Source organism: Mucilaginibacter straminoryzae, from assembly GCF_022953055.1.
Classification (GTDB): domain Bacteria; phylum Bacteroidota; class Bacteroidia; order Sphingobacteriales; family Sphingobacteriaceae; genus Mucilaginibacter; species Mucilaginibacter straminoryzae.
This window is the reverse complement of the sequence record NZ_JALJEJ010000009.1, coordinates 168,485-181,845: the sequence shown is the minus strand read 5'-3', so window position 1 is coordinate 181,845 and position 13,361 is coordinate 168,485. Positions and strand designations below refer to the sequence as shown.

General features: G+C 46.0%; 11 protein-coding genes. 7 read left to right on the top strand and 4 right to left on the bottom strand.

Annotation, left to right across the window (positions count from 1 at the left end):
* The first annotated feature begins 291 nt into the window (after window positions 1-291).
* Window positions 292-1,200, top strand: a complete 909-nt coding sequence (locus tag MUY27_RS17075; RefSeq protein WP_245132035.1) for a serine hydrolase — start codon at window positions 292-294, stop codon at window positions 1,198-1,200.
* Between the two features lie 292 nt (window positions 1,201-1,492).
* Here the strand turns inward: MUY27_RS17075 and sucD are convergent, their stop codons facing one another.
* A complete protein-coding gene (gene sucD, locus MUY27_RS17070) occupies window positions 1,493-2,374 on the bottom strand; it encodes a succinate--CoA ligase subunit alpha (protein ID WP_245132033.1) in 882 nt (293 codons plus the stop codon).
* 399 nt (window positions 2,375-2,773) lie between these two features.
* Between sucD and MUY27_RS17065 the strand changes: the two genes are divergently transcribed.
* The 4 genes from MUY27_RS17065 (at window position 2,774) to MUY27_RS17050 (ending at window position 5,994) form a co-directional block, all read left to right on the top strand.
* Window positions 2,774-3,538, top strand: coding sequence for an ABC transporter ATP-binding protein (locus MUY27_RS17065; protein ID WP_245132031.1), 765 nt, complete (start codon window positions 2,774-2,776; stop codon window positions 3,536-3,538).
* 72 nt (window positions 3,539-3,610) lie between these two features.
* Complete coding sequence (locus tag MUY27_RS17060) at window positions 3,611-3,982, top strand: four helix bundle protein (protein WP_245132030.1); 372 nt, start codon at window positions 3,611-3,613, stop codon at window positions 3,980-3,982.
* 36 nt (window positions 3,983-4,018) lie between these two features.
* Window positions 4,019-5,161: an ABC transporter permease gene (locus tag MUY27_RS17055; RefSeq protein ID WP_245132028.1), complete on the top strand. Its 1,143-nt coding sequence runs from the start codon at window positions 4,019-4,021 to the stop codon at window positions 5,159-5,161.
* Between the two features lie 107 nt (window positions 5,162-5,268).
* Window positions 5,269-5,994, top strand: coding sequence for a DUF2490 domain-containing protein (locus MUY27_RS17050; protein ID WP_245132024.1), 726 nt, complete (start codon window positions 5,269-5,271; stop codon window positions 5,992-5,994).
* A gap of 458 nt (window positions 5,995-6,452) precedes the next feature.
* Here MUY27_RS17050 and MUY27_RS17045 read toward each other — a convergent pair whose 3' ends face one another.
* The gene (locus MUY27_RS17045; protein WP_245132022.1) at window positions 6,453-9,530 is read right to left on the bottom strand and encodes a leucine--tRNA ligase; all 3,078 of its coding nucleotides are present in this window, start codon (window positions 9,528-9,530) and stop codon (window positions 6,453-6,455) included.
* An 81-nt stretch (window positions 9,531-9,611) separates the two neighbouring features.
* The gene (locus MUY27_RS17040) at window positions 9,612-10,148 is read right to left on the bottom strand and encodes a hypothetical protein (RefSeq protein ID WP_245132021.1); all 537 of its coding nucleotides are present in this window, start codon (window positions 10,146-10,148) and stop codon (window positions 9,612-9,614) included.
* A gap of 129 nt (window positions 10,149-10,277) precedes the next feature.
* Between MUY27_RS17040 and dctA the strand changes: the two genes are divergently transcribed.
* On the top strand, window positions 10,278-11,528 hold the full coding sequence (gene dctA / locus MUY27_RS17035) for a C4-dicarboxylate transporter DctA (protein ID WP_245132019.1): 1,251 nt from the start codon (window positions 10,278-10,280) through the stop codon (window positions 11,526-11,528).
* An 8-nt stretch (window positions 11,529-11,536) separates the two neighbouring features.
* Here dctA and MUY27_RS17030 read toward each other — a convergent pair whose 3' ends face one another.
* On the bottom strand, window positions 11,537-11,929 hold the full coding sequence (locus MUY27_RS17030; RefSeq protein WP_245132017.1) for a hypothetical protein: 393 nt from the start codon (window positions 11,927-11,929) through the stop codon (window positions 11,537-11,539).
* A gap of 165 nt (window positions 11,930-12,094) precedes the next feature.
* Between MUY27_RS17030 and yiaK the strand changes: the two genes are divergently transcribed.
* The gene (yiaK, locus tag MUY27_RS17025) at window positions 12,095-13,084 is read left to right on the top strand and encodes a 3-dehydro-L-gulonate 2-dehydrogenase (protein WP_262918348.1); all 990 of its coding nucleotides are present in this window, start codon (window positions 12,095-12,097) and stop codon (window positions 13,082-13,084) included.
* Window positions 13,085-13,361 lie beyond the last annotated feature (277 nt).

Sequence of the window (13,361 nt, the reverse complement as noted above, 5' to 3'; positions counted from 1 at the left end):
GGTGACAAATTATTTAAATATTATCCACCTTGTCATGCTGAGCTTGTCGAAGCATCTCATCCACTTGCGCGCGTTTGTAACGCGAGCATTAGAAGGTGGGACGATTCAATCGTCGCAAATTGTTACGCACGCATTATAAATGCGCACGATAGTTAGTAAGTACCTCCCTCCCCTTTGGAAGGGTAAGGGAGGTGTTCGCAAAACAACCCTTCAACAAGGGTGACATTGTTCAGACGAATTGTCGCTTTAGTTACAAGTATTTCTTACATTGCTGTTTCATCTATGTATACTATGAAACGATTATTACTTTGCCTTTTTTGTTTTGCCACCGCGTCTGCTTTCGCCCAGGCAGATAAAAAGCTTACCGCTCAGTTACAGGAAGCCGTAAACGATTTCGGCGGACAGGTGGGTATTTATGTGCAGAACTTGAAAACCGGCAAAACTGCTGCGATCAATGCGGATACGCTTTTCCCAACGGCAAGTATGATTAAAGTGAGTATCCTGGCCGGAACAATGGATAAGATCGAGAAGGGAGAACTTCAGTATAATCAGAAACTGGTATACCGGGATTCGCTGCTTTACCCCGGCGAAGATATTTTAGGTTCGTTCAAAAATGGCGATACCATACAACTGAGCAAAGTAACCATGCTGATGATCACCATGAGTGATAACACGGCCAGCCTTTGGCTACAGAAACTGGTAGGCGGGGAATATATCAATAACTGGCTCGATCAAAATGGCTTTAAAGCATTGCGTGTAAACTCCCGTACGGTTGGCAGGGAGAGTTTCAGGAAACAATTCGGTTGGGGCGTAAGTTCGCCCTACGAAATGGCCCGGCTGTTTACCATGATTCATAACGGGCAGGCGGTAAGCGAAGCTGCCAGTGAGCGGATGTACCGCACCTTAGTAAGAATTTACTGGGACAGCGGCGCGCTATCGCAAATACCACCTTATGTGCAGGCCGCCTCTAAACAAGGCTCAGTTGACGATGCCAAGTCTGAAACGGTTTTAGTTAACGCACCCCACGGCGATTATGTATTTTCTGTAATGACAAAAAATATTAAAGACCGCCGCTGGACGGAGGATAATGAAACCCATTTGCTGATCCAGAAAATATCGGCGCTGCTATGGCATTACTACGAACCAAAAAGCGCCTGGAAACCCGCGCCCGGCATAGCAAAGTATATGAAGAATGAATAGGCGATCCTGGGACCAAGTCATGCCGAACTCGTTTCGGCATCTCTTATAAATAATCACGAGAGATCCCGAATAACGCTTCGACAAGGGGGACATAGTTCAGGACGACAGTTCAATTTCGAATTTGAAACGACACATCCCTAACCCCTCTCAAGAGGGGAATTCTTAACGCTTCCCGCGCTCCGCTTACCACCAAACCAATGCCCACAAAAAATCCCGCTCTTGTCAGAACGGGATCTATATCATAACAAGAAACAAGTCTTGATTCTTGTCTCTTGGTTCTTGCTTCTAATAATTACTTGCCCAACTTGGCCATTTCTTCTGCCATAGCAGCGCCAATCTCAGCTGGTGATTGCACTACGCGGATACCACACTCTGCCATAATTTTCATTTTAGCAGCAGCAGTATCGTCAGCGCCACCTACGATTGCACCGGCGTGACCCATACGGCGTCCCGGAGGCGCAGTTTGGCCGGCAATGAAACCTACAACAGGCTTGGTGCCGTTATCTTTAATCCAGCGGGCAGCTTCCGCTTCCATGCCGCCGCCGATCTCGCCGATCATGATGATACCATGAGTTTCAGGATCGTTCATTAACAGTTCAACCGCTTCTTTGGTAGGTGTACCAATGATTGGGTCGCCACCGATACCGATAGCGGTAGTGATACCCATACCGGCTTTAACCACTTGATCAACCGCTTCGTAAGTTAAAGTACCAGATTTTGAAACCACACCGATGTTACCTTTTTTGAAGATAAAGCCAGGCATGATACCAATCTTAGCCTCATCAGCAGTAATGACACCAGGGCAGTTCGGGCCGATCAGGCGAGCGTCCTTGTCTTTCAGATATTCTTTCACCTGGATCATGTCCTTGGTCGGGATACCTTCGGTGATACAAACAATTACTTTAATACCCGCTTCCGCCGCTTCCATAATTGCATCTGCAGCGAATGCCGGAGGTACAAAGATGATAGATACATCAGCGCCGGTTTGGTCAACAGCGTCTTTAACGGTGTTAAAAACCGGTCTTTCCAGGTGCTGCTGACCGCCTTTGCCCGGCGTTACACCACCAACAACCTGGGTTCCGTACTCGATCATCTGCGAAGCATGGTAGGTGCCTTCGTTACCGGTAAAACCCTGAACTATAACTTTTGAATCTTTATTTACGAGAACACTCATGGTTTTTCATTTTTCAGAGGCAAAGCTAAAAAAAAAGAAATAAGCGCCAATATTATTTGAAGCGACTTCCGGCGGAAACCTTGCAAACGATTGCGAAGATTGAATGGAGTAGTCAATGGACTTTCAATCAACGGAACAACGACGAAAAGTCTTTTGATTGCCCCTGCCACGAGTCGCGTTTCACCTGCCAGGGAAAGTTATCAACGGTCCGGCGGTTTCCGATCTCGAAAGTGCTGCTGTTCCCCAAGGGATGTAAGCGGTAATATTCAAGCCTTTCCGTATTAGGGAAAGGTTGCTTTTCATAGGTTCTGCCGTTCGCTTCCAGTTTCTTACCGTAAAATAGCTGTTGTTTGCCGAAAATTCATGATAAGTTCAGCATGAATTGGCTATTTTTAGGCAATGGCAGCTCAACCTATTATTACAGTTAGAAACCTGGTAAAACAGTATGATGATTTTACAGCCGTTAAAGATATCAGCTTCGAGGTTTACGAAGGCGAGATATTCGGCCTTTTAGGCCCAAACGGTGCAGGTAAAACTACTACCCTCGAAATTATTGAAACCCTTCGCGATAAAACTTCCGGTGAGGTATGGGTAGATGGTTTTAGTATTGATAAGGACGCAGATGATATCAAACAACGCATCGGCGTGCAATTGCAGGCGGCCGGTTACTACCCCAACCTAAACCTGAGCGAACTGATTACCTTGTTTTCTGGCCTTTACGGTGTAAAGGTAAACGCCATGGACATGCTGGCTAAAGTCGCGCTGACGGATAAGGCCAAAGCAAAGTACAAAGACCTTTCTGGGGGGCAGAAACAACGTTTTTCTATCGCCACTACGCTGATCAACAATCCCCGCGTAATTTTCCTGGACGAACCTACTACCGGGCTCGATCCTCAGGCTCGCCGTAACCTTTGGGATCTGATCCGCGAGATCCGCAAGCAGGGCACCACCGTAGTAATTACCACCCACTACATGGACGAAGCCGAGGTGCTTTGCGACCGCGTTGCCTTCGTAGATGCCGGCCATGTGATTGGTATTGATACGCCCGATAACTTTATTGATAAGCTGGTTGCCTCGGGCTTCGAGCGTAAAAAGGAAGTAAAGCAGGCCAACCTGGAAGATGTCTTCATCAACCTGACCGGGAAGGAATGGCGGGAGGCGTAATAATTAGTCATTGGTCATTGGTCAATTGCCTTTTGCCAATAACCATTTTTAACCGAAAATCTTACCAATACTATGGGTAACAGGATAGAAGATATTGAAGTCTACAGCCTTTCTATGGAATTTGGAGATGAGGTATGGAAAATGGTGAATGACTGGGATAAATTTACCAAAGACACCCTGGGTAAACAGCTTATCAGATCAGCCGATTCCATCAGCGCAAACATTGCAGAAGGCTTTGGCAGATATCATTATAAAGACAATAAAAACTTTTGCTACTACAGCAGAGGATCAATAATAGAAACAAAAAGCTGGTTAACCAAAGCTTATAACCGGCAGTTAATTAAACAAGAGGATTTTTTAAAGAACATTAAAAAGCTGGAAACCATTTACCTGAAACTTAATACTTACATCAAATACATCGGCCCCCTAATGACTGATGACTAATGACTAACGACCAATGACTAATGAACTATTGAACCAATGAACAATAACAACCCTAATAATTATAGCAATTTCAACGCAACCATGGCGATTGCCAAGGCCAGTTTGCGCTCTATTTTACGCAGCCCGTCGGCGGTGGTATTCAGTCTTTTATTCCCGCTGATCTTTATCGTGGTATTTGCTAATATCGGCGGCGGGGGAGTGGTGGTTGATGTAGGCGTGGCAAAAGGATCGGACACGCTGAACCCGATTTATAAGGTATTAAAGCAAAGTAAGGTGATTAAGCTAATTACCAAGCAAAGTGAGGCAGATATGCTAAAGAACCTGAAAAAAGGAAGCATTGATGCGGAGATACGTATTATTAAAAATAGCTTGAATGTTAATCCTTTGGTGCCGGGAATGCCTCAACATCCCCCATTCACGGTTGATGTGAAATACAGTGCGGCATCTATGGATAAGGGGAACATCCTGAAATCAATCCTCAATAGTATTCTTTTCCAGATGAATACGGCAGGCAGTAAAATGCCGCCGCCTGTTGCCGAACTGAAACAGGAAACCATAAGCGGCCGCGAGTATAAATACATCGATTTTATCCTGCCGGGGCAGTTGGGTTTCTCGCTGCTGAGTACCGGTGTATTTGGTACTGCGTTTGTGTTCCTGAGCCTTCGCCAGACACTGGTGATCAAACGCTTCTTCGCTACTCCGGTAAAGAAATATAGTATCGTTGGCGGGGAGATGATCGCGCGGATCAGTTTTGCTTTACTTGGTGCGATATTTATCATCATGATCGGTCACTTTGTTTTCGGCTTTACGCTGATACATGGCTGGATTACGGTGCTGAACATGCTGGTGCTGGCAATTTTCGGGCTGATCGTGTTTATGGGTTTTGGCTTTACCATTTCCGGCCTGGCCAAGAACGAGAGCAGCATCCCGCCGCTGTCCAACATCATCACTCTGCCGCAATTCCTGCTTTCAGGTACTTTCTTTTCTACCAGCGCTTTCCCGAAATGGCTACAACCGATTAGCAATGTACTGCCGTTGACGCATTTGAATGATGCGATGCGTAAGGTGGCTTTTGAAGGAGCTGGTTTGAACGAGGTAACCCACCAATTACTCATCCTGGCGTTATGGGGCGTGGGTATCTACGCCGTTGCTATCAAAACGTTTAAGTGGGAGGCGTAAATGGCTTAAACTGCATTTAGGAGAGTACGAATATTAACAGATTTAAGATTATTTAAAGGGTTTTATACTTTTGCGCGAATTGTTAACAAAAATTTAACATTGCGATAATGCCTTCTATTCGTCTTCTTGTGCTGCTTCTGCTGCTGGTTCTGGTTAAAAATAGTTATGCTCAGTCTGCTAAACCCGGTACCTGGGGTATCGCGACAGTGATATTGCCGGGTAACAAAGAGCAACGTTGGGGTGGTTATGCCGAATTGCAGGGGCGTACCGATCAGACTTATTTTCGCAAGTTTTTCTATTACGAAGTAAAAGGCGGAGTAAGCTACAACTTTGACGACCGTGCTTACGTGCTGTTAGGTACCGGCCGTTACACGACTTACGACTACCGTGATTTAGGCGAAGGGCCGCAGACCACCGAGACCCGGTTTTGGGAGCAGTTTACCTCTGTACAATTTGTCGGGCGGGTGAAGTTTGAACACCGCTACAGGGTAGAACAACGCTGGCTGAACACCGGTTATCGTAACCGTTTCAGATATCGCATCAACTTCCTGGTGCCGCTGAACCATGCCGCTTTTGTTCCTAAAACGGCCTTTGTTTCAGTATTTGATGAAGTGTTTTTTACTGATAAAGCTCCCAATTTCGAACGTAATCGTATCTCTGCCGCATTAGGATACCAGTTTAACAAGTCATTGAATTTACAGGCAGGATGGATTAATCAGTTCAATAAAACCAACGTTGCTACGAATGATAAGAATAACATGCTGCTGATGCTGCAGTACGTGATCCAGCGTAAGAAAGGCAATGCTACGAATCTGCCGTCCATAAAGGATTGAAGTGGTTGCTTGCGTTGTAGAGACACGATACTTCGTTTCTCTCTTCGATAACGGTAAAGACACACCCCTAACCCCTCTGAAGAGGGGAATTCAAAGCGAAGAAGATCGCCGCATTCCGTAGGAGTTCGCAATGATAGATGGGGTTTTTGTAGAGGCACGATACTTCGTGCCTCTGTTTGATAACGGTAAAGACACACCCCTAACCCCTCTTAAGAGGGGAATTCAAAATGTAGAAGATTGACACACTCTTACTGCAGTCGCTTGCTTGTAGCGAGTGACGACTATTAATCCAATTGCAGAATAATGGTCACTCGGCGGGAGCCGAGCGACGGCTAAGCGCAGCAATTCCATAGGACGCATCCCTAACCCTCCTCAAGAGGTGAATTCAAAATCGAAACGAGCATAAAAAAAGCAGGCCGAAGCCTGCTTAAATCTTATTTCTGGCTTCTTGTCTCTATCTATACTACCAGGTTCACAATGCGGCCTTTTACCACAATCACCTTTTTAGGTGCTTTGCCATCCAGGTATTTCTGAACGTCGGCATTGGCAAGTACAAATGCCTCCACATCTTTCACTTCTAATGACAGCGGGATGCTCAAATTCATTTTGGTTTTGCCATTGATAGAGATCGGGTAAGCAAACTCGTCTTCTACCAGGTATTCCGGGTTGAATTTAGGGAAAGGTGCATAAGATAAGCTACCGTCCGGGTTACCTAATAGCGCCCAAAGTTCTTCGCAAATGTGCGGTGCATAAGGCGACAGGATGATCACCATCTCCTGCAAAATAGCACGCTTGTTGCACTTTAGATCGGTAAGTTCGTTAACGGCGATCATGAAGCTGGAAACCGAGGTATTGAACGAAAAGCGCTCGATGTCTTCTTCTACCTTGCGAATAATTTTATGCAGCGATTTCAGTTCGGCCTTGGTTGGCGCTTCGTTGCTTACTGTAAATTCCCAGGCATCGTTGTGGAACAAACGCCAGAATTTACGCAGGAATTTGAAAACCCCTTCGATACCGTTGGTATTCCATGGCTTGCTTTGCTCCAGCGGCCCCAAGAACATTTCGTACATGCGCAGCGTATCGGCACCGTAGCGTTCGATAATGTCGTCAGGGTTCACTACATTCCATTTTGACTTGGACATCTTTTCTACTTCTGAGCCGCATAAGTATTTGCCGGTATGTGATACAAAAACTGCATTTTCAAAATCTTGCCTCCACTTTCTAAATTCGTCAATATTTAAAACATCATTATTCACAATATTAACATCAACATGCATTGCACTCACCATATTTTCGGAAGATTCTGTTAGTAATATTCTTCCGTCAATTTGATCTAGTACATCTTTCAATAGTAGATGAATTCTTTCAACGGTTAAATCTCTTTCATCTCTACTGTTACCTATAATGTCTGCTATTTCTTTTGATACAAAGATTAAAGGCACTTTATCTTTATTAGCTTTTAACCACTCACCCTCTTGTTCTGCAGTTAATTTTTGTCTAGAAGTTAAATAGTAATTTAACCGATACACGAAGCTGCTTCGACCCTGAATCATCCCCTGGTTGATCAGTTTCTTAAATGGCTCTTCTTCTACCACCAGGTCTAAGTCTTTCAAAAACTTGTTCCAGAAACGGCTGTACAGTAAGTGTCCGGTAGCGTGTTCAGAACCGCCGATATACAGATCTACATCCTTCCAGTATTCGATCGCTTTTTTTGAAGCAAATTCCTGGTTGTTATGTGCATCCATATAGCGGTACCAGTACCAGCTGCTGCCTGCCCAACCCGGCATGGTGGAGAGTTCGTAAGGGAAAGCCTCACCCTGGCCCTCTCCGTGGGAGAGGGAGTTGTTAATTTCAGAAGTCCTCTCCTCTGGAGAGGATTTAGGAGAGGCCTTATAAGCCCATCCCTCAGCGCGGCCCAATGGTGGTTCACCGGTTTCAGTAGGCAGGTATTTATCAATTTCGGGAAGCAATAACGGTAAGTCGCTTTCGCTTATTAAATACGGCAGATCACCTTTGAAGTAAACCGGAACCGGTTCGCCCCAGTAACGCTGGCGACCAAAGATCGCGTCACGCATACGGAAGTTTACCCGCGCCTTGCCGGCGCCCAACTGTTCTAATTTGGCAATAACGGCAGCAGTGGCCTCTTTGTAGCCCATACCGTTAATAAAGTCGGAGTTGATGTATTTACCTTCCTTTGTCGGGTCGGCTTCTTTCTCAATGTTTTGAATATCAATGATCGGAACAATCGGCAGGTTAAAATGCTTGGCAAACAGGTAGTCGCGCTGGTCGCCCGAAGGTACCGCCATTACTGCACCTGTACCGTAGCCAGCCAGTACATAATCGGCAATCCAAACCGGTATTTTCTCGCCGTTCAGCGGGTTCAGTACATAAGCACCGGTAAAGGCGCCAGATACCGTTTTGGTATCGGCCATACGGTCCAGCTCCGATTTCTTTTTAGTTTGTGCGATATACGCCTCGACGTCAGCTTTTTGCTCTGGCGTGGTAATCTGGGCTACCAGTTCATGCTCTGGCGCGATCACCAAAAAGGTAACACCGAAAATAGTATCAACACGGGTAGTGAAAACTTCGATAGCCCCACCCAAACCCTCCCCGGCAGGGTGGGCTTTATCAGCTACCTCTCCTTCGGAGAGGGTTGGGGAGAGGCTGAACCTCACACTGGCTCCCACGCTTTTGCCGATCCAGTTGCGCTGCATTTCTTTCAGCGGCTCGGGCCAGTCGATGGTATCTAAGCCTTGCAATAAACGCTCGGCATAAGCGGTGATACGCATGCTCCACTGCATCATTTTCTTTTGCTCAACGGGGTAACCGCCGCGCTCAGAAAAGCCGTCTTTTACCTCATCGTTTGCCAATACGGTACCAAGCGCTGCGCACCAGTTTACGGTGCTTTCGCGCAGGTAAGTGAGGCGGTATTTTAACAGTTCGCGCTGCTGTTCTTCGTTGCTCAGGGCTTTCCACTCATCTGCAGTGAAGGTTAAAATATCTTCGTCGCAAACGGCATCGATGTCTTTAGAGCCATGTTTTTCAAAATGTTCTACCAGTTTCTGGATAGATTCTGCCTTATCTGCCGCTTTGTTATACCATGAGTTGAACAACTGCATAAAGATCCACTGCGTCCACTTGTAATAGTCGGGCGAGCTGGTGCGCACTTCGCGGCTCCAGTCGAAAGAGAAACCGATCTGATCCAACTGGCGGCGGTACGTGTTGATGTTTTGTTCGGTGGTTAAGGCCGGGTGTTGCCCGGTTTGGATGGCGTACTGCTCGGCAGGTAGGCCGAACGAATCGTAGCCCATAGGGTGCAGTACGTTAAAACCGCGCAGGCGTTTGTAGCGTGAAAAGATATCAGAGGCAATATAGCCCAGCGGGTGACCCACATGCAGTCCCGCCCCGGATGGGTATGGAAACATGTCGAGCACATAGTATTTGGGTTTTGCTGAGTTATTGTCGGCTTTGAAAGTCTGGTTTTCTGCCCAGAACTGCTGCCATTTTTTCTCGATATCTTTAAACTGATAATCCATAATTACGCACGCTAAAATTGCGCGAAATTACGAAAATATAGATGGATTAGGTAGATAATGAGGAGAAAAGGATGGCAACGTTTACTTATTATAGATGTAATCAAACTCGTGCGTCTGATGAACGCGATCATAATGTTTGAACGCGTCTAAATACATTTTGCCCATTTCGGGATAATTCTTCTTATAGAGATACTGGAACATAACACTATCATATTTGCGTACTCCCAGCGGTATATAATGATAAGAATAACGGACAAAGTTTATATTAAATCTACGACGGACATAATCGAAAAAGATAGAGTCATTTCTATGATCCTCGAGTTCCCCTGCCTGGATGTAGTAAATTTTATTTCTTTTTATGTCATCAATGGCATACTTCACAGCGCTATCAGCACTATTAGTAAATATAATCTGGCCGACATGCCTGTTCTCTGCAACATCGAAACGCGGGAAAAATTTAGGGTCGAAATCTTTACGAGAAGACATCATTAACCAGGATGTGAAAACACTGGCTAAGATAACTACAATGGAGAAAATAGGAGTAGCGCCAATCTTGGTTAAAGGTTGGGTTGGCCAAAACCTAAGCGATTTTTGCCATGGAGAATTATAGTTCGGCATAAAGGTACTAAGTGAAATTACGAAAAATACTTATCGTTTAAATAGTGAACGTACGGAAAGAGAAGAGATTTGTCTTTATTGGATCAGTCTCAAATATCAATCCCGATAATAATCCTATTTTTAGCATTCATGAAACGCTTATTTTCTAATCTTACGTTCCAGGTGCTGCTGGCCATTGTGCTTGGGGTAGTGGTCGGGGTTTATTTTAAATCTTTCGCCCCAACGGCACAAACTATCAGCAAGGTGTTCATCAACATGATCACGATGCTCATAGGCCCGATCATCTTCTTTACCATTGTGCTGGGCATTGCCAATATGAACGACATGAAGAAAGTTGGCCGGGTAGGCGGAAAGGCGATCCTCTACTTCGAGGTGATCACCACTTTTGCGCTGGCGATGGGCGTCATCATGTCAGAGATCCTGAAACCCGGCGAGGGTATGCAGATAGCGGCTGCGCATCATACTGCCGATGCCAAGTTGCAGGCCTACACCGAGCAGGGCGAGCATATGAAGTGGGGCGAATTCTTCGCACATATTGTCCCCGGCAACGTAGTTGATGCTTTTGCCAAAGGCGATATCCTGCAGATCTTATTCTTTGCCATTCTTTTTGGTTACGGGCTAAGTAAGATGGGCGAGACCGGGAAGTCGGTGATTACCACATTTGAAAAGCTCTCTAAAGTGTTTTTTAATATCATGGGCGTGGTGATGAAAGTGGCACCCATCGGCGCCTTCGGCGGGATGGCCTTTACCGTAGGTACGTACGGGCTGACTACCTTAATCCCCATGCTGAAACTGCTTGGCGCGGTGTACCTTACCATGTTGCTGTTCATTTTTATTGTATTGAACATCGTCTGTATGCTGGCGAAATTCAGCTTATGGAAATACCTGAAGCATATTAAGGAAGAAATACTGATCGTGCTGGGTACCTCTTCTTCCGAACCCGTGCTGCCAAGCATGATGGTGAAGATGGAGCAGTTTGGTGCTTCGCGCTCAGTGGTGGGTTTAGTGATCCCAACGGGATATTCCTTCAACCTGGATGGCACGACAATTTATCTTTCCATGTCTGTCATCTTCCTCGCGCAGGTGTTTCATATCCCGCTTTCGCTAGGGCAGGAGCTTACGATCATCGGCATCCTGATGGTGACCAGTAAGGGTGCGGCAGGGGTAACCGGAAGTGGGTTTATTGTGCTGGCATCTACGCTAACGGCCATTAAGGTAATTCCACTGGAAAGCGTAGCCATATTGTTAGGGGTGGATAGGTTTATGTCGCTGGCCAGGGCGCTAACCAACGTCATCGGTAATGGTATTGCAACTGTAGTGATTGCCGAAAGCGAGAACGAGTTCGATAAAGAGAAATATCAGCAGGCGATCAGTCAATAACCGGCTGCTTAATTTACGGGGATCAGGCCGGTCTTGATGTCTTTTACTTTTACCAGGTTCAGTACATGGGTAGAATCGCCGCTGTTAACGGTAAGTTCCATCAGTTTGCGGTCTTTGATCTTTGCGCTGAAGGGCATTGCTCCGTCCAGGTAAATTTTTCCCGCCAACTGCACTTCATTATCCAGTTGGTAGTAGGTGATCTTATAATGTGCTACCTGGTTTTTCAGGCCCTTTTGGATATTGAGTAGTCCGTTGGGGAAAAACTTCATGGTGGTAATACCAGTGTTTTTTGTTTGTGCCGCCCATTCGCCAACCAGGCCCAGCTCTTTATCAGAAACAGCTTTCAGGCTGAAACCCATTGCAACCAGGGCTATACTTACTATTGCGATCAACTTTTTCATCACTCTTTAGCCGGTATATTTAAAGTTAAAATGAATAACGGCGAAAGTCAAGGCTTTGGCATAGTGTAAATTAAGTTTTAACGCTTTTTAACAATGTTAAAAAAGCTGATCTTGCGTTTATCAGTTATATCAAACATCATCTCTGATCATCAGCAACCATCTCAAATGCGCATACCTATAGAAACAATGAAAGCAGAATTTAAGCGAATTCTGCTTAACCATTTTACCGAGGCTAAGGCCGAAGCCATAGCGACCGTCTTTACAGAAAACAGCCGTGATGGGGTGTATACCCACGGCCTTAACCGTTTCCCAACGTTTATACAAATGGTAAAACAGGGGGCTATAAAAACAGATGCCGAACCCGAATTGGTTAGTTCATTTGGTTCGATAGAGAAATGGGACGGAAACTATGGGCCGGGAGTGTTAAATGCGGGTATTGCCATGGGCAGGGCCATTGCTTTAGCAAATGAATACGGTATTGGATGTGTCGCTATCAGGAATACCAACCATTGGATGCGCGGCGGAACCTATGGCTGGCAGGCTGCCGAAGCCGGGATGATCAGTATTTGCTTTACCAATACCATCGCCAATCTGCCACCCTGGGGCGGGCTTGATCCGCGATTGGGAAACAATCCGTTGATCATTGCGGTACCCCGAAAGGATGGGCATGTGGTGTTGGATATGGCCGTTTCGCAATATTCATTCGGTAAGCTGAAGCAATATGAAAGCCAGGGAAGGGAACTGCCACTGCCAGGCGGTTATGACGAAGAAGGAAATTTATCTACGGATGCGTCTACCATCATCAAATCCGGGCGATTAATGCCCGCCGGTTTCTGGAAGGGTTCCGGGCTGTCGCTCATGCTCGATCTGCTGGCAACGGTATTAAGCGATGGCCGGTCCACGGCAGAGGTTTCTAAAGACAATGTAGAAGCAGGGCTGTCGCAGTTGTTTATTTGTATTAAACCCACAGGAGATAGCGATCAGCACGAACAATTGATTCAACAGATACTGGATTATGCAAAGTCGAGCACACCTATTGATCCTGATGACCCAATCCGCTACCCGGGCGAAGGAACCATCCTCACCCGAGAACGGAATTTAAAAGAGGGAATACCGGTTGATGAGAAAATATGGGAAAGTGTGCTAAAGATGTAGGGATCTTTATCGCTATTGAATAGAGACACGAGGTGTCGTGCCTCTACAAGGAAAACCCATTTGTCATCGCGAACTCCAAGGGAGTGTGGGATCTTTTTCGTTTAGCGTTTCCTCTTGAGAGAGGTTAGGGGTGTGTTCTAAGGGATTGCCGCGCTGCGCTCGCAATGACAAAGGAAAAGCTTAATAAATAACAAATAAGAATTGTCATCGCGAACTCCAAGGGAGTGTGGCGATCTTCTCCGTTTAGCATTTCCTCTTGAGAGGGGGTCGGGGTGTG

Coding starts and splice junctions, on each gene's coding strand:
- MUY27_RS17060 (WP_245132030.1), top strand. CDS start 3,611: ATGGGTAACAGGATAGAAGATATTGAAGTCTACAGCCTTTCTATGGAA.
- MUY27_RS17055 (WP_245132028.1), top strand. CDS start 4,019: ATGAACAATAACAACCCTAATAATTATAGCAATTTCAACGCAACCATG.
- MUY27_RS17030 (WP_245132017.1), bottom strand. CDS start 11,929: ATGAAAAAGTTGATCGCAATAGTAAGTATAGCCCTGGTTGCAATGGGT.
- sucD (WP_245132033.1), bottom strand. CDS start 2,374: ATGAGTGTTCTCGTAAATAAAGATTCAAAAGTTATAGTTCAGGGTTTT.
- MUY27_RS17045 (WP_245132022.1), bottom strand. CDS start 9,530: ATGGATTATCAGTTTAAAGATATCGAGAAAAAATGGCAGCAGTTCTGG.
- MUY27_RS17075 (WP_245132035.1), top strand. CDS start 292: ATGAAACGATTATTACTTTGCCTTTTTTGTTTTGCCACCGCGTCTGCT.
- dctA (WP_245132019.1), top strand. CDS start 10,278: ATGAAACGCTTATTTTCTAATCTTACGTTCCAGGTGCTGCTGGCCATT.
- MUY27_RS17050 (WP_245132024.1), top strand. CDS start 5,269: ATGCCTTCTATTCGTCTTCTTGTGCTGCTTCTGCTGCTGGTTCTGGTT.
- MUY27_RS17065 (WP_245132031.1), top strand. CDS start 2,774: ATGGCAGCTCAACCTATTATTACAGTTAGAAACCTGGTAAAACAGTAT.
- yiaK (WP_262918348.1), top strand. CDS start 12,095: ATGCGCATACCTATAGAAACAATGAAAGCAGAATTTAAGCGAATTCTG.
- MUY27_RS17040 (WP_245132021.1), bottom strand. CDS start 10,148: ATGCCGAACTATAATTCTCCATGGCAAAAATCGCTTAGGTTTTGGCCA.